The sequence below is a fragment of the Mesorhizobium sp. P3_A9 genome, assembly GCF_056402975.1.
Genome location: NZ_JBFUGJ010000001.1, coordinates 1 through 14,760 on the forward strand (window position 1 = coordinate 1; position 14,760 = coordinate 14,760).

The window sequence follows — 14,760 nt, forward strand, 5'->3', positions numbered from 1 at the left end:
TTCCTGGCCGCACTCGACGGCTCCTGCCGCACGCCGATCGCCGGCTATGCGGCGATCGAGGCCGGAAAGCTCTCTTTCGCCGGCCTGATCATCTCGCCCGATGGCACGCAGTCGCACACGGTCGAGCTTCAGGGGCCGGCACAGGATGCCGCCCGCATCGGCGACGAGGCGGCGCGGACGGTGCGGGCCAAGGCCGGCGAAAAATTCTTCGACGGCTGGCTCTGAAGATGCTTCGCGTCCTGGTGACCAGACCGGAACCGGGCGCGTCGCGCACGGCGCGGCGGCTTCAGGACATGGGATTCCAGCCGATTCTCCTGCCGCTTACCGAAACGGTGGCGCTGCCGGTCGATGCCGGGCTTATTCCAGATGAGGCTGTCGCCGTTGCTGTCACCAGTGCCAATGCGGTGCGCCATGCGTCAAAAGAGGTGATCGCGGCGCTTGCTGCTCTGCCTTGCCATGCCGTGGGCGCGAGAACCGCCGAAGCGGCGCGCAAGATGGGCTTTTTGTCGGTCATTGAAGGTTCTGGCGATGCCGAGACGCTGGCCGGCAGCATTGCGTCCGCGCTTCCCGGCAAGGCAATCGTCTATCTCTGCGGGCGCGTGCGGTTTCCGGTGTTTGAGCAGAGGCTGGAAGCGGTTGGTGTCCAGGTCTCCGCCGTGGAGACATATGACACACTCCCGGTGCCTTATTCCGACGAGGCCATCCTTGCACTGCTGTCCGACCAACCGGTCGATGCGATGCTGCTCTATTCGGCCAAGGCGGCGGCCGCGATGCAAGCCTTGGCCAAACGTCCGGCTCTGCAGGCGACCTTTGAAAAAACACGGGTTTTCGCGCTTTCCGCCCGCATCGCCGCTGCTTTCGACGAGAGTGCCGGCAAAGCAATCGGCATTGCCGCACAGCCCGACGAGGAGGCGCTGCTGGCACTTTTGCGGGTGCTGCCCTGAGCCGCGTCATCACACCGCCCCTTTTCACCGCTTGGTGATGTGCTAGACCCTTTCTGAACCATCACGCGCCGCCAGGCGTTGAGACGAAGCGAATTTTTGCGGAGCCCCGGCATGGTCAAGACGCCGAAGATGCGACACTCGAAAAGCCGCCGCGAGCCGGTGACCATCGATCTCGAACCCGGTGCTGTTTCGCGCATCGTCGACGAGGATGCCGCCAAGCCGGAGCCTGGCGCCGAAGAAGCGCTGGTAGAGACCACTTCTCAAGCCGAGATACCTGAAGAGCCGGTGCATGCCGACCAAGCCGATCTTGAGCCTTGGGAGCATGCCGATGCCGCCGCGGTGTCGCCCGAAGCAAACACATCCGCGGCGGCCAAAGCCGCTGAGCCGGAGCTGCCCTATCCCGGTTCAGATGCGCCCCCCAGCCGCGCCAAGGCCTCCGATTACAATTTCGAGGATGCATCGGCGAAGCGCACCGACGACAGCAAGGCGAAAACTCAGACGCGGGACGAAAAGATGGCGCCGCCTCCGGCAAAGCGTGGCGGCCTCAACGGCATTGCCGCCGGCATTATCGGTGGTGTCATCGCGCTGGTCGGCGCCGGCGGCCTGCAATTTGCCGGTCTGCTCGGCGCACCGGGTTCCGGTTCGGGCGTGTCGCTCGATGGCGTCAATGGCGAGATTGCGTCGCTGAAGAGCGACATCGCCGGCCTGAAGGAGGGCGGCGGCAACAATGATGCAGAGGCCAAGGTGGTCGGGCTTTCCTCGGGCCTGGAGCAGGTAAAGGCCGATATAGCGGCGCTGAAATCGGCGGTAGGACAAGGTGGCGCCGGCGACAATGCCGGGCTTGCCGCCCTTGGCGACAAGGTCAAGCAGATCGAAACCGCGGTCGCCGCCCTCGGCAAGGCCGGCAGCGCGGCCCCGGTCGATCTTGGCCCGCTCAACGAAAAGCTGGCCGACCTCGATGCGCTGGTGAAATCGACAGGCGAGGCGGCGAAGGCGCAGGATGGTCGGCTCACCGCGCTGGAACAATCGGTGTCGCAGCTTTCCGGCAAGGTCGAGGCGGCGGCAGGACAGCCGAAGATCGCGCTCGCCATCGCCGCGTCGGCTTTGAAGTCGGCGCTCGAACGCGGCGCGCCGTTCTCGGCGGAACTCGATACGCTGGCTGCGATTTCACCCAATGCACCTGAGATCGCGACCTTGCGGCCCTATGCCGAAAAGGGCGTGCCCACCCGTACCGAGATCGCCTCGCAAATGGATGCCGCCGCCAATGCCATGGTCGCTGCCGCAACGCCGGTCGATCAGAATGCCGGCTTCCTGCAGAACCTGATGTCGAGCGCCGAATCGCTGGTCAAGGTCCGGCCGATCGGCGCCGTCGAAGGTCCTGGCGCGCCGGAAACTGTGGCGCGCATGGAGGTGGCGGTCACGCAGGGCGACTATGCCAAGGCGCTCAGCGAATATGACAAGCTGCCCGAAGCGGTGAAGGCGGCAGGCGCCGACTTTGCCGGCAAACTGAAGGCGCGCATCGAGGTCGAAACCCAGGTCGACGCACTGATCTCCGGCGCGATGAAGGCATGAGGGCAACAATATGATCCGCCTGCTCGCCTTCCTCATCGTCGTCTTCGCGCTCGGGCTGGGCTTTGCCTGGCTGGCCGACCGGCCGGGCGACATGGTCGTCACCTTCAATGGCTATCAGTACCAGGTCAGCCTGATGGTGGCTGCGGTGGCCGTTGTCACCGTCGTTGCCGCGGTGATGATCCTGTGGTGGCTGGTCAAGTCGCTGTGGAACAGCCCTTACACCATCTCGCGCTATTTCCGCGTGCGCCGCCGCGACCGTGGCTATCAGGCGCTGTCGACCGGCATGATCGCCGCCGGCGCCGGTGACGGCGCGCTGGCCCGCAAGAAGACCAAGGAAGCTGCCAAGCTGATCCGTTCCGACCAGGAGCCGCTGATCCACCTGCTCGAAGCGCAGGCGTCGCTGCTCGAAGGCGACCATGAAGGCGCGCGGCAAAAGTTCGAGAGCATGCTCGACGATCCCGAAATGCGGCTGCTCGGCCTGCGCGGGCTCTATCTCGAAGCCGAACGTCTGGGCGACCGCAACGCCGCCAGGCACTATGCCGGCCGTGCCGCCGCCGTGGCGCCGCAACTGGCCTGGGCTGCCGAATCGACGCTGGAAGAGCTGACCGCGCGCGGCGATTGGGACGGCGCGCTGAAACTCGTCGATGCGCAGAAATCGACGCGGCAGATCGAACGCGATGCCGCCAACCGCCGCCGCGCCGTGCTGTTGACCGCCAAGGCGCAGGCGCTCGCCGGCAGCGATCCCACGGCCGCCAGGACAGCGGCGCTGGAGGCGAACAAGCTGCAGCCGGATTTCGCGCCTGCCGCCGTTGCCGCCGCCGCCGCGCTGTTCAAGCAGAACGATGTGCGCAAGGGCTCGAAGATCCTCGAGGCCGCATGGAAGGCCGAGCCGCATCCGGAGATCGCTGAGCTCTATACCCATGCAAGGCCGGGCGATGCCGTGCTCGACCGGCTCAACAGAGCCAAGAAGCTGCAGGAGATGAAGAAGAACCACGCCGAATCGTCGATGACGGTGGCGCGTGCCGCGCTCGACGCCCAGGATCTTTCGACCGCCCGGCGCGAGGCTGAGGCGGCTATCCGGATGGACCGCCGCGAGGGTGCCTATTTGCTGCTGGCCGATATCGAGGAGGCCGAGACCGGCGACCAGGGCAAGGTGCGGCAGCTGCTGTCCAAGGCTGTGCGGGCGCCGCGCGATCCGGCCTGGGTGGCCGATGGCGTGGTGTCGGAGCGCTGGGCGCCGGTATCGCCGGTCAGCGGACGGCTGGACGCTTTCGAATGGCGTGCGCCGATGGAACGGCTTGGCCAGTTGATCGACAGCCGTGACGATGCGCCTGACGCCGCAGTTGTAGCTATCGAAGCGCCGGCTAGACCGGTGTCGGAAAAGCCGATCGACGCGATCGATCATGCCACGGCGGGCAGCGAGGCAACGGGCAAGGGAACCGATAGAAGCGAAGACCAGGTCACGCCGGTCACGGCGGCCGCGTTTGCGGCGGTGCCGGCCGATGCCGAGGCGGTGGAGCCGGCGGAAGAACTGGCGCGCTTGCCGGACGACCCGGGCGTCGATCCGGACGAGGAAGCGGAAAAGTCGCCGCGCCGGTTCCGGCTGTTTTGATTTTGGGCCGGCCATGGGGCCGTTTGGGAATGGATTGATGTTCGAACGCGTTCTGTCGTTTCTCAGGGATTTGCCGGCCGCGTCCAGCGCGCATGCCAGCACGGACGATCCGCGCGTCGCAGCCTCGGCGCTGCTCTACCATGTGATGAACGCCGACGGCGTGCGCCAGGATGTCGAGTGGGAGCGGTTCAAGGCGGTGCTCTCCGAGAGCTACTCGATCAGCGGCGCCGAACTCGAAGCGCTCGCCGCCGCCGGTGAGCGTGCCGACAATGAGGCGATCGATCTCTATGCCTTCACCAGCGTGCTCAAGCGCCACCTCGACGCGGACGGGCGCAAGGCCTTCATCGGCCTGATGTGGGAGATCGTCTATGCCGATGGCGAGCTGCACGAGCTCGAGGACAATACGGTGTGGCGCGTTGCCGAGCTGATCGGCGTCGAGCGTCACGACCGGGTCGAGGCGCGCCGCAAGGCGGCGGCGCAGGCGCCGGGTGCCCGTGGAACGTCGAGCGACGAATAGACGGGATCTCGCCTACCGATGCCGCGCCAAACGAGTTCGAAGCCCAAAATCCTGGTCGTGCTGCATCAGGAGAATTCAAGCCCCGGACGCGTCGGCCATATGCTGCTCGAAGAGGGGTTTGAGCTCGACATCCGCCGGCCGCCGCTCGGCGACGCCTTGCCGGAGACGCTGGATGGCCATGCCGGCACGGTGGTGTTCGGCGGGCCGATGAGCGCCAATGACGACGACGAGTTCGTCCGCCGCGAGACCAACTGGCTGGAAATTCCGCTCAGGGAAAACCGTCCATGCCTTGGCATCTGCCTCGGCGCGCAGATGCTGGTCAACCATCTCGGCGGCAAGGTCGAGGGTCACGGCGAAGGGCTGGTCGAGATCGGCTGGTATCCGCTCAAGGCGACCGAGGCCGGCAGGAAACTGATGCACTGGCCAGATATGGTCTACCAGTTCCACCGCGAAGGCTTTTCATTGCCGAGGGACGCGACGCTGCTGGCGACGGCCGATACCTATCCCAACCAAGCCTTCCGCTACGGCGACAATGCCTGGGGCATCCAGTTCCATGGCGAACTGACAAGGGTGATGATGCAGCGCTGGGTGGTGCGCGGCGAGCATCGCTTCGAATTGCCGGGCGCGCAGCCCGGCCGCGACCATCTCGGCGGCCGGCTGATCTGGGACATGCATCTGAAGCGCTGGCTGGACGAGTTTTTGCGGATGGTGTTTGGGACGCCGGCGGTGCGATAGCTTCATCACAATTCCGGAAGGAGAAGCCGTTTCGCGTCTCTCTAGGGTTCGAGCACCGGCCGCAGGAAGCTGCGCTCATAGCTGAGAATGCTGCGATTGCGCTTTTCCGTTTCGAACACCTCCTGGCATTCCGGGTCGGCAGCCATCCGCTTGCGATACTCCTCGTAATCGGCAAGGCTCGGAAAGCTGAACATGGCATAGGCGATATTGTTCGCTCCTTCGCTCGGAAGGAAATAGCCATGGTGGTTTCCGCCCAGGCGATTGACCAGACCGATCCAGCGACGGCCATAGTCTTCAAACTCGGCAAGCTTGTAAGGGTCGATGACATATTTCAGGTAACAGGTGATCATGGGAATTCCTGTGACAGGGTGATGTAGCTTGCTGACCGTCAGCGTCAGTTTCGCGAGTTGAGATGGCGAACTCTACGCAATTGTGGGAACAGATACGCCCACAGCCCGGCAACCGCGATGGCGCCGACGCCGCCGATCACCACGGCTGGCACGGTGCCGATCAGCGCCGCCATGGTGCCGGCGCGGAATTCGCCGACTTCGTTGGAGGCGCCGACGAAAACCTGGTTGACGGCGTTGACGCGGCCGCGCACCTCGTCCGGCGTCCACAGCTGGATCAGCGTTTCCCTGATATAAACGCTGAACATGTCGGTGGCGCCGAGGAGGGCCAATGCGACGATCGACAACCATGTGATCGTCGACAGGCCGAACAATACGGTGCAGGCGCCGAATGCCGCGACGAAGCCGAGCATGATCTTGCCGGCATTGTCGCGAAGCGGGTGCCCGGCCAGCCAGACCGCAACGCAGATGGCGCCGATGCCGGGCGCCGAGCGCAGCAGGCCGAGGCCCCAGGGGCCGAGTTCAAGAATATCGCGCGCATAGACCGGCAGCAGCGCCGAGGCGCCGGACAGGAGAACGGCGAAGAGATCGAGCGAGATGGCGCCCAGCACGATCTTCTCGCTCCAGATATAGCGGAAGCCGGCAAACAGCGTCTCCATCGTCGGCTTGTCGGTGGCGGTCTGCTGGGCGGGCTTGGGAATGGTGAAGATCAGCAGGCCGGCCACCAGCATCAGCACAGCGGCGACGGCATATGCGGCCTCCGGCGAAACACCGTAGAGCAGGCCGCCGGCGACGGGCCCAACGATGGTCGCCGTCTGCCAGGCGGACGAGTTCCAGGCAATCGCATTGCCGAAATCCTCCGGCGGCACGAGATTGGCGAACAGCGACGACGAGGCCGGTCCGTAGAAGGCGCGCGCCATGCCGAACAGCGCTAGAACGACGAAGATCGGCAGCGGACTGACGAGGCCGCGCAGTGTGAAGTACAGGAGAACGAGCGCACAGGCTGCCTCGACCACCGTTGCCAGCGCCATGATCAGGCGTCGGCCGAAGCGGTCGGCGACGACGCCGGTGACCAGCACCAGCAGCAGCGACGGCAGGAACTGGACGATGCCGACAATGCCGAGATCGAAGGGATCGCGCGTCAGATCATAGATCTGCCAGCCGACCGCGACGGACACGATCATGGTGGCGAAAGTGGTGAGGAAACGCGCCGTCCAGTAGCTGAGGAAGGCTTTGTGCCGGAAGGCGGCGTAACGCTGCTCCGGCGATATTTGTACTGATGTCATGGAGAGAGGCCCCGTTGCGAGTGCATTGGCCGGCGGGGCACTTCCCGGATGGGCGCTGGTCCGACCAATAGAACGTCTAACAAAGTTCGCGGCGGGATGTGCGTTAAAATCAGGCCTGGATCAAGGGATTTTCAGCCTGTTCCTTCGATCGCACAAGGAAGTTACTGTCTCAGCGCGGCCGAAATGGCGTCGAGCCCGCCCCGCAATTCGGCTTCCGTCGGCCAGCCGAAGCCGACGCGGAAGAAGCGTTTTTCCATTTCGAACCAGTGGCCGGGCCCGACATAGGTGCCGTGGTTTTCCAGCAGATCGACATAGAACCGGTTGAGGTCGAAACCGGGTTCGACATTGAGGCGCGGGAAGCCGACGACACCGCCTTCGGGCCTGATCCAGTCGACCAGCGGTTCGCGGTCGATCCAGGCCTGGACGATGTCGCGGCGATTGGCCATTTCGGGCAGCAGCACGCCCAAGAAGGCATCCCGGCGCTCCAGCATGCCGCGCGCGATGCCTTCATCGATGACACTGCCGCAGATGCCGATCTGCTCCTTGGCGGCGAGGAATGTCTCCTGAAGAACCGCATCCGTGGTGATCAGCCAGCCGATGCGGATGCCGGGTATGCCGAAGGCCTTGGACAGCGATGAAACGCTGATCGCCTTCTTGCTCAGCGAGGCCGCCGACGGCAGGCGCCTGCCATAGGAGAGGTCGCGATAGGTCTCGTCGACCAGCAGATGGCAGTTGCTGCTTTCCGCGAGCGCCACCAGTGCGTCGAGATTGGCGCGGCTCATCATCGTGCCGGTCGGGTTGTGCGGGCAGGTAACGCTGATCAGTTTCGTGTTCGGCTGCATCGCCGCCTTGACGCGCTCGACATCGATGGCAAAGCCGTCCTCAAAGGCGAGGTCGACGAAGCTGATGGCGCAGCCGATCGCCCGCGGCGTTTCGATGTTGGTGGCGTAGTTGGGCCTGATGACGACGAGATGATCGCTGGCCGACAAAAGCGAGGTCGAGATGATGAACAGCGCGCCTGCGGCCCCGGCGGTGACCAGGACATCACCGGGCGAAACGCCGGCATCCTGCGCCGCGATCAGCGCACGCAATTCCTTGTCGCCGCGATGCTCGCCATAGAAGAGCGTCAGATCTGGCAGCGACAAGCCGATGTCGGAGAGTTTCTGGTCGGCGATCGAACTTTCGGAGAGATTGTAGCGGATACGGTCATAACCGTATTCTTCCGGCGCATCTTTCTCGATCACCATCCTGGTGTAGTTCATGGCTTTCCCCCAGATCACCTTTTGTCTGGTCTATCCAAGCCACAAAAACAGGAAGCCTGCCAAGGCAGTTTCGCCGGCAGGCTTCTGTTCCAGTCGTCCTAACTATTGGCTCAGGACTGAATTGCTCAGGCTGAAACCTTGACCTTGCGGCCCTTGGCCTTGACGGGCACCACTTCGACGGCCTTGCGGCCGAGGCCGATCGACTTCGCCAGCTGCGAGCGCGAGGCGGCGTAGTTGGGGGCAACCATCGGATAGTCCGACGGCAGGCCCCATTTGGCGCGGTAGGCGTCCGGGGTCAGGTTGAAATGCACGCCGAGATGGCGCTTCAGCGATTTGAATTTCTTGCCGTCTTCGAGGCAGATGATGAAGTCCGGCGTCACCGACTTCTTCGGGTTGACCGCGGGAACCAGGGGTGCTGCCACCGGCACGGCCGGCTTGCCGAGGCCGCCGATCGAGGTGGCGACGCTGGCGATGAGGTCGGCCAGGCCGGAGACGGGCAGGCGGTTCTTTTCAACGTAAGCGGATACGATGTGGGCGGTCAGCTCGAGAAGGTCGATGCGAGCGTCGTTGCTATCGTCGGTCAATGATTCCTCCGTCTATGGCGCGCGGCCTCGAAAATCGGGATCGTTTTCGAAAGGTCAGGGCGCAAAATCAAAAAATGCTGAAGCGTCTTCAAGCGTATCCAGTGGAGCACGCCGGGCGGTGCGCGAAATTCCTAGTCGGCAAATCTGCACAACGCAATGATTAAGCGCGGCGTCACACGTTATTTTGAACGACTATACTAAACTGTAATAATATCAGACGATCAGGGCCTTGTCTCGCCACAGACGAAATCCGCCTTCGAAGGCACGTGTGTTGTCACCGCGCCTGGAGTCGGCCGGCAATTCGTCGAGCTTGTCGACATTGCCGCCGCCAATGACGACATAGTCTGGCTGCAGGGCGGCGCGCAGCCGGTTGACGACGTCGAAGACAGATTCGCGCCATTTCTTCTTGCCGCGCCGTTCCAGGCCGCGCTCACCGACATAATCCTCGAAGCTCTTGGTCTTCTTGTAAGGCAGGTGGGCGAGTTCCATGGGCAGGCCGACATGGTCGGCGATCATCGCCGCGCCGAGGCCGGTTCCGAGGCCGAGGAACAGCATGCGCCCGCCTTCATAACTGCCGATGGCCTGCATCAATGCATCATTGACCAGCTTGACCGGCTTGCCGAACTGCGCGGCGAAATCGAAGCCGGCCCAACCCTTGCCGAGGTTCATCGGGTCGAGCACGGGCTTGTTCTGACGCACCGGGCCGGGATAGCCCATCGAGATGACGTCATAGGACAAGCCTTCGGCGAGTTTCTTCACCGTAGCGATCATCTGCTGCGGCGTGAGGTCAGGGCCGGAATCGGCCCGGCGCTCGGCGCCACCGTTGCTGGTCAGGATCTTGACGTGCGAGCCGCCAATATCGATCGCCAGCACGATCTGCTCGGTGTCGGATGCTGTCTGCTTGACCGCCTTGGCCATCGCGTCCCCTCCGCTCATGCTACCGGATCGATCCAGCCATTGGGCGGCCCGAAGCCGGCCATGGCGTCCGCCGGCCCCCATGTTTTCGGCTCGTAGAGATGCGGCGGCGTGGTGTCGCCAAGCACTGGCCCGACAATGCGCCAGGCGAGCTCTGCCGCGTCCTGGCGGGTGAACAACTGGCCATTGCCATTCATGGCGTCGCCAATCAGCCGTTCGTAAGGCGGCATATCGCTCTTGCTGTCGTCGAGCGCGGTGAGTTCCACCTGCTCGCCGACCATGTCGTCGCCGGGCGCCTTGCGCTGGGCGCCGATGGCGATCACCACCTGCGGATCGATGCGGAAGCGCACGTAATTCTGGTCGGCGGGCTTGATCGGATCGAAGACGTCGAGCGGCGGCCGCTTCAGCCGCACCACCACCTCGGTGACATGCACCGGCATGTTCTTGCCGGCGCGGATGAAGAACGGCACGTCCTGCCAGCGCCAGGTGTCGACGAAGAAGCGCACCGCCGCGAAGGTCTCGACCGGCGAGTTCGGCTTAACGCCGGGCTCGGCGAGATAGCCGGTGAACTGGCCGCGCACGACGTCGTCCCTGGTCAAGGTGCGGATTGCCCGCAGCACTTGCACCTTCTCGTCGATCAAATCGTCGGCCGAGCGACCGACCGGCGGCTCCATGGCCAGCAGCAACAGGATGTTGAGCAGGTGGTTCTCGATGACGTCCCGGATGCAGCCGACATCGTCATAAAATTTACCGCGGCCCTCGACGCCGAAATCCTCGGCCATGGTGATCTGCACGCTCTCGACGTAATTGCGGTTCCAGATCGGCTCGAGGAAAGAATTGGCGAAGCGGAAATAGAGCAGATTCTGGATCGCTTCCTTGCCGAGATAATGGTCGATGCGGAAGATCGACTGTTCGTCGAATACCAGATGCAGCACCCTGTTCAGCCAGCGCGCCGACTGCAAATCATGGCCGAAGGGCTTTTCCACCATCAGCCGCGCGCCATGTGCGGTGCCCGACTGCTCCAATCCTTGCACGACAGTCTCGAACATGGTCGGCGGCACCGCCATGTAGTGCAGCGGCCGCTGGGCACTGCCGAGCGCGGTCTTCAGCTTCTCGAACGTGGCCCCATCGCGATAGTCGCCGCTGACATAGCGCAGCAGCGAGGCGAATTTGGCGAACACCGTCTCGTCGATGGCGCTGAGCGCATGGACGATGCCGTCGCGGGCGCGGTCCTGCAACTGCTTCAAATCCCAGGCATCGAAGGCGACGCCGATCACCGGTTCGGTGAGCGTGCCCTTGGCGACCATCTGGTAAAGCGCCGGAAATATCTTCTTGTGGGCGAGGTCGCCGGTCGCCCCGAAGAGCACCAGCGTATCGGACCGTTCCTGGCTCATGCGTGCGTCTCCCGCTGTGGCGTCACTTGCCGGCCTTCGGCTTTTCGAGATGGCCGCCGAAGGCATAGCGCATGGCGGACAACAGCTTGTCGGCGAATTCGGATTCGCCTTGCGAGGAGAAGCGGTCGAACAGCGCCGAGGACAGCACCGGCGCCGGTACGCCGGTGTCGATCGCCGCCTTCAGCGTCCAGCGTCCTTCGCCGGAATCCGAAACCCGGCCGCCAAACTGTGCCAGGCCCGGATCGCTCTTCAGCGCGCCGGCGGTGAGATCGAGCAGCCAGGAGCCGATGACGCTGCCATGGCGCCAGACCTCGGCCACTTGGGGAAGGTCGATGTCGAATTGGTAGTATTGTGGGTTTTCCAGCGGGCTGGTCTCGGCGTCGGCCGTGCGTTGCCGCTTGCCGGCATTGGCCGATTTCAGGATGTTCATGCCTTCGGCGTAGGCGGCCATGACGCCATATTCGATGCCGTTGTGCACCATCTTGACGAAATGGCCGGCGCCGCTCGGACCGCAATGCAGGTAGCCGAACGGTGCAGTGCCGGCGGTAGCCTTGTCCGGAGCAGGCGCGCCTGCATCGGCGCCCGGTGCGAGCGTGGCAAAGACCGAGTCGAGGTGCTGCACCGCCACGTCGGGACCGCCGATCATCAGGCAGTAGCCCCGCTCCAGGCCCCAGACACCGCCGCTGGTGCCGACATCGACGAGGTGGATGCCCTTGGTGGCCAGTTTCGCGGCCTGGTCGACAGCGTCGTGATAGTAGGAATTGCCGCCGTCGATGACGATGTCGCCGGGCTCCATCAGGGCCGCGACCTGGTCGATGATCTTGCCGGTGATCGCTGCCGGCAGCATCAGCCAGACACAGCGCGGCTTGGCGAGCTTGCCGACGAATTCCGTCAGGGATGCCGCTCCGAGCGCACCGTCGCTCACCAGAGCCGCGACGCTTGCCGCGTTGATGTCGTAGACGACGCATTCGTGGCCGTCGCGCATCAGGCGCCGCACCATGTTGGCGCCCATCCGGCCCAGTCCCATCATTCCGATCTGCATGGTTTCGTCCCGATTGCTTGAGGAAAGAAAAAATCTATCGGCCCGGCTGCTTTCATCATGATGCGTCAATGCCGACGCTGAAGTCGACATTCTCCCAACGCATCGCATCGGGCCAGAAAAAAGTGAAGACGAGGGTGCTCCCCTGCTTCAGTTCGGCGACCGGCAGGTCGACCAGATGAACGCCGAAAGCGTTTTCCCTGGTCTTGTGGTCCTCGATCGTCAGCCATTTGTCGCTGCTCCAATGGACAACGCCCGGCGCCGCAAGCTCGACGCGCAAAACCTTGCCTGCGGGGATGGAGCGGATCTTGTTGTTGAAGCGCCATATCCTGAGCGGCGAGCCTGTCTTGCCCTGGATGTAGCGCTCGACGCCTTGCGGCGGCATGTCGAAAACCGCGCCGTCGCGCAGCGATCGCAACAGCTTGATGTGCTCGGCATGCGCCCAGACCAGCGGCATGGCGCTGCCGGACGGTTTGCCCAGCCACAGCTCGCGGTCCGGCACATCCGGGCTGTCCCAGACCTGTTCCGGCAGCAGCCCGCCGATGCCCGCCGAGCGCTCGAAGGTTTCGAGAAGCTCCGCGGCTTTCTCCTTGCGGCCAGCCGCCAGCTCGTAATGCGCCCGCTCGCCGGTGAGCAGGGGCCAGGCTCGTCCCCGGCCGGTGCCGTCAAAAGGCGTGCCATCCTCGTGCTCGCCATAGCCGTCACTGGTGTAGCGGTACCAGACCGGGCCTTGCGGCAGATCGCAACGCAAAAGGGCATCGACGGCCTTGACGGTATCGACGATGCGCGGATCGTCGGCTGCCCTGAGGCCAAAGCGAACCAGGGCCAGAGCGTCGGGGCTGATTATGGCTTCCGCCGGCTTGTCGGTGTCGCCTGGCGGCCGGTTCTTGATCGGCACGAAGCCGTCCTTCGGCGCAGCCGCGCCCGCATCGTCCGGCGGCGCGATGCGGACATAGTAGCCGCTGACGCCCGCCTCGATGCAGAGCTGAGTGCCGGTGACGTAGGTCCAGCGTTCGACCTGATCGTTCCAGCAATCAGCGGTTTCGCGCAGGTAGTTTGCCGGCTCACTCTTTCCGACGACATCCAGCATGTCGGCGGCGGCAAGCAGTGCGGCGATCTCGACGGCCAGCGTGAACGGGCTGTATCCGGCGTCTTCCTCCCAGCGATCCTCGCCAGTGACGGGGCCGTTGCGCACGACGTAGGAGGCGGCGCTTTCGATCATCGGCAGGAAATCGGCGAGCCTGGCGCGCGGCAGATGGCCTGCGCGGCGCAAGGCGTCGGCCAGAAGCAGCGGAAAGGCGCATTCATCCATCTGGATGCCGGGCCAATAGGCGGTGCCGTCGGACCAGACATTCTGCGGCCAGTGACCGTCCGGCTGCTGGATCGAGCGCAGATAGGTCAAGATCTGCAGCGCCTGCTTGCCGTCGCCGGCGGCAAGGAAACCGCCAGCGGTCTCGACCAGATCGCGCGGCCAGACCAGATGGTAGCCGCCGAGATCGTCGTCGCCCTTGTTGAAGCCCCATGGGATCGACAGGCTGGCAACGGCGGCACCCGGTCTCGCGACCGAGAGATGCGAGGCCAGAACCGCTGTGCTCACACGATAGGTGTTCAGCCCGGAGGCAGTGTGGCGGTCGAGCTTCTCGAGCCCGGCCTGAAATGTCCGCCAGTTCTCGACATAGGTTTGCGCGGCGGCGTCGAAACCCTGCTTGAGACTGGCCAGCGCCAGGTCGGCGGCTGCTTCCGGCGAGGCGCCGAAGCCGAGTGCCAGCAAGGCCGTGATGTTGCCAGCGGAAAAGCCGATCTCGCCGGTTAGGGCGACATTGCCGTCTTCCGCCCGTTGGCAGGAGGGATCGAGCGCACCGCCGTTCTGCAATTGCTGCCATCCGTCGGAGAAACCGACGTAGCCGGCCGAACAGCTATGCCAGGGCAGTGAGGAGACCAACGCCAGGGATACGCCGCGCCCGGTGGCGAAGAGCATCCGCTGGCCCTTGTGTTCACCGGCCCAGGCCGTGTTGCCCATGCCGGCGTTGACGAGGTGCGGCGCGAGCAGCGCGTAGACATGGTAGTCGGCCGCCGAGGCTTTCAGCGGCACGAAGGCAATCTCCTGCAACAGGACGGGCCGTTTCGGATCCGTAATGATGCGCTTTTCGATACGGTAGGCGCCGTCTGTCGCGGTGTTGGTCAGCCTGTAGCCCGGAACGCCATCCTCGAACGGCGCGATGCTGTGCGCGGCGTCGCGCTTCTCTTCCGAGAAATAGCCAGCGGGGCCGGTGACGATCAGCTCCATGTCGCGCGTGCAGGCGCTGTCGAGACGCGGATAGTAGATCTCGTTCAAGATGCCGTGGCTGATGGTGAACCAGAGTGGGCTCTTGGCTGAAAACGCGGTGCCGACGCCACTCTTGGCGCTTGATGTCCAGCGGGCGGGTATCCCGGGCGCGCCTTTGGCGACGGTCGGCGTTACTGCCATCAATTGGCCTCCTGTCGTGCTCCTAGACCATGTGCCGGCAGCTTTTTCAATCATCGCACCGCAAGTTGATCGAAGGCATGCCAAGC

Annotated in this window: 13 protein-coding genes and 1 pseudogene; 6 read left to right on the forward strand and 8 right to left on the reverse strand. The window is 64.2% G+C overall.

What is annotated here, in order from left to right; translation table 11 throughout:
* From AC1DX0_RS00005 to AC1DX0_RS00030, 6 genes and pseudogenes are all read left to right on the forward strand, one after another.
* Positions 1–225 (forward strand): annotated as a pseudogene (locus AC1DX0_RS00005) (hydroxymethylbilane synthase); the annotation flags it as partial.
* A gap of 2 nt (positions 226–227) precedes the next feature.
* A complete protein-coding gene (locus tag AC1DX0_RS00010) occupies positions 228–944 on the forward strand; it encodes a uroporphyrinogen-III synthase (protein ID WP_477221518.1) in 717 nt (238 codons plus the stop codon).
* A gap of 111 nt (positions 945–1,055) precedes the next feature.
* Complete coding sequence (locus AC1DX0_RS00015) at positions 1,056–2,516, forward strand: COG4223 family protein (RefSeq protein WP_477221519.1); 1,461 nt, start codon at positions 1,056–1,058, stop codon at positions 2,514–2,516.
* Between the two features lie 10 nt (positions 2,517–2,526).
* A complete protein-coding gene (locus tag AC1DX0_RS00020) occupies positions 2,527–4,128 on the forward strand; it encodes a heme biosynthesis HemY N-terminal domain-containing protein (RefSeq protein WP_477221520.1) in 1,602 nt (533 codons plus the stop codon).
* A gap of 37 nt (positions 4,129–4,165) precedes the next feature.
* Positions 4,166–4,645 (forward strand): tellurite resistance TerB family protein, encoded by a 480-nt coding sequence (locus AC1DX0_RS00025; RefSeq protein WP_477221521.1) that lies wholly within the window; start codon positions 4,166–4,168, stop codon positions 4,643–4,645.
* Positions 4,646–4,663: 18 nt separating this feature from the next.
* Entirely contained in the window at positions 4,664–5,380 is a 717-nt protein-coding gene (locus AC1DX0_RS00030) for a glutamine amidotransferase (RefSeq protein ID WP_477221522.1), read from the forward strand.
* A 41-nt stretch (positions 5,381–5,421) separates the two neighbouring features.
* On the opposite strand, the gene AC1DX0_RS00035 is transcribed toward AC1DX0_RS00030, so the two are convergent.
* The 8 genes from AC1DX0_RS00035 to AC1DX0_RS00070 all read right to left on the reverse strand — a co-directional run bounded on the left by AC1DX0_RS00035 (position 5,422) and on the right by AC1DX0_RS00070 (position 14,674).
* The gene (locus tag AC1DX0_RS00035; RefSeq protein ID WP_477221523.1) at positions 5,422–5,730 is read right to left on the reverse strand and encodes an NIPSNAP family protein; all 309 of its coding nucleotides are present in this window, start codon (positions 5,728–5,730) and stop codon (positions 5,422–5,424) included.
* Positions 5,731–5,774: 44 nt separating this feature from the next.
* The gene (locus tag AC1DX0_RS00040) at positions 5,775–7,013 is read right to left on the reverse strand and encodes an MFS transporter (RefSeq protein WP_477221524.1); all 1,239 of its coding nucleotides are present in this window, start codon (positions 7,011–7,013) and stop codon (positions 5,775–5,777) included.
* A gap of 161 nt (positions 7,014–7,174) precedes the next feature.
* Positions 7,175–8,275 (reverse strand): aminotransferase class I/II-fold pyridoxal phosphate-dependent enzyme, encoded by a 1,101-nt coding sequence (locus AC1DX0_RS00045; protein ID WP_477221525.1) that lies wholly within the window; start codon positions 8,273–8,275, stop codon positions 7,175–7,177.
* A 125-nt stretch (positions 8,276–8,400) separates the two neighbouring features.
* Positions 8,401–8,859: a Ros/MucR family transcriptional regulator gene (locus tag AC1DX0_RS00050; protein ID WP_477221526.1), complete on the reverse strand. Its 459-nt coding sequence runs from the start codon at positions 8,857–8,859 to the stop codon at positions 8,401–8,403.
* A 213-nt stretch (positions 8,860–9,072) separates the two neighbouring features.
* Entirely contained in the window at positions 9,073–9,777 is a 705-nt protein-coding gene (locus tag AC1DX0_RS00055; RefSeq protein WP_477221811.1) for an ROK family protein, read from the reverse strand.
* A 14-nt stretch (positions 9,778–9,791) separates the two neighbouring features.
* Positions 9,792–11,168 (reverse strand): glucose-6-phosphate dehydrogenase, encoded by a 1,377-nt coding sequence (gene zwf, locus AC1DX0_RS00060; RefSeq protein WP_477221527.1) that lies wholly within the window; start codon positions 11,166–11,168, stop codon positions 9,792–9,794.
* A 22-nt stretch (positions 11,169–11,190) separates the two neighbouring features.
* Positions 11,191–12,210: a phosphogluconate dehydrogenase (NAD(+)-dependent, decarboxylating) gene (gene gnd / locus AC1DX0_RS00065; RefSeq protein ID WP_477221528.1), complete on the reverse strand. Its 1,020-nt coding sequence runs from the start codon at positions 12,208–12,210 to the stop codon at positions 11,191–11,193.
* A gap of 55 nt (positions 12,211–12,265) precedes the next feature.
* Positions 12,266–14,674: a glucan 1,4-alpha-glucosidase gene (locus AC1DX0_RS00070; protein WP_477221529.1), complete on the reverse strand. Its 2,409-nt coding sequence runs from the start codon at positions 14,672–14,674 to the stop codon at positions 12,266–12,268.
* Positions 14,675–14,760 lie beyond the last annotated feature (86 nt).

Bases quoted from the DNA above. Each gene is read 5' to 3' on its own strand.
- AC1DX0_RS00070 (WP_477221529.1), bottom strand. From the start codon at position 14,674: ATGGCAGTAACGCCGACCGTCGCCAAAGGCGCGCCCGGGATACCCGCC.
- gnd (WP_477221528.1), bottom strand. From the start codon at position 12,210: ATGCAGATCGGAATGATGGGACTGGGCCGGATGGGCGCCAACATGGTG.
- AC1DX0_RS00035 (WP_477221523.1), bottom strand. From the start codon at position 5,730: ATGATCACCTGTTACCTGAAATATGTCATCGACCCTTACAAGCTTGCC.
- AC1DX0_RS00045 (WP_477221525.1), bottom strand. From the start codon at position 8,275: ATGAACTACACCAGGATGGTGATCGAGAAAGATGCGCCGGAAGAATAC.
- AC1DX0_RS00015 (WP_477221519.1), top strand. From the start codon at position 1,056: ATGGTCAAGACGCCGAAGATGCGACACTCGAAAAGCCGCCGCGAGCCG.
- AC1DX0_RS00020 (WP_477221520.1), top strand. From the start codon at position 2,527: ATGATCCGCCTGCTCGCCTTCCTCATCGTCGTCTTCGCGCTCGGGCTG.
- AC1DX0_RS00025 (WP_477221521.1), top strand. From the start codon at position 4,166: ATGTTCGAACGCGTTCTGTCGTTTCTCAGGGATTTGCCGGCCGCGTCC.
- zwf (WP_477221527.1), bottom strand. From the start codon at position 11,168: ATGAGCCAGGAACGGTCCGATACGCTGGTGCTCTTCGGGGCGACCGGC.
- AC1DX0_RS00030 (WP_477221522.1), top strand. From the start codon at position 4,664: ATGCCGCGCCAAACGAGTTCGAAGCCCAAAATCCTGGTCGTGCTGCAT.
- AC1DX0_RS00010 (WP_477221518.1), top strand. From the start codon at position 228: ATGCTTCGCGTCCTGGTGACCAGACCGGAACCGGGCGCGTCGCGCACG.
- AC1DX0_RS00040 (WP_477221524.1), bottom strand. From the start codon at position 7,013: ATGACATCAGTACAAATATCGCCGGAGCAGCGTTACGCCGCCTTCCGG.
- AC1DX0_RS00055 (WP_477221811.1), bottom strand. From the start codon at position 9,777: ATGGCCAAGGCGGTCAAGCAGACAGCATCCGACACCGAGCAGATCGTG.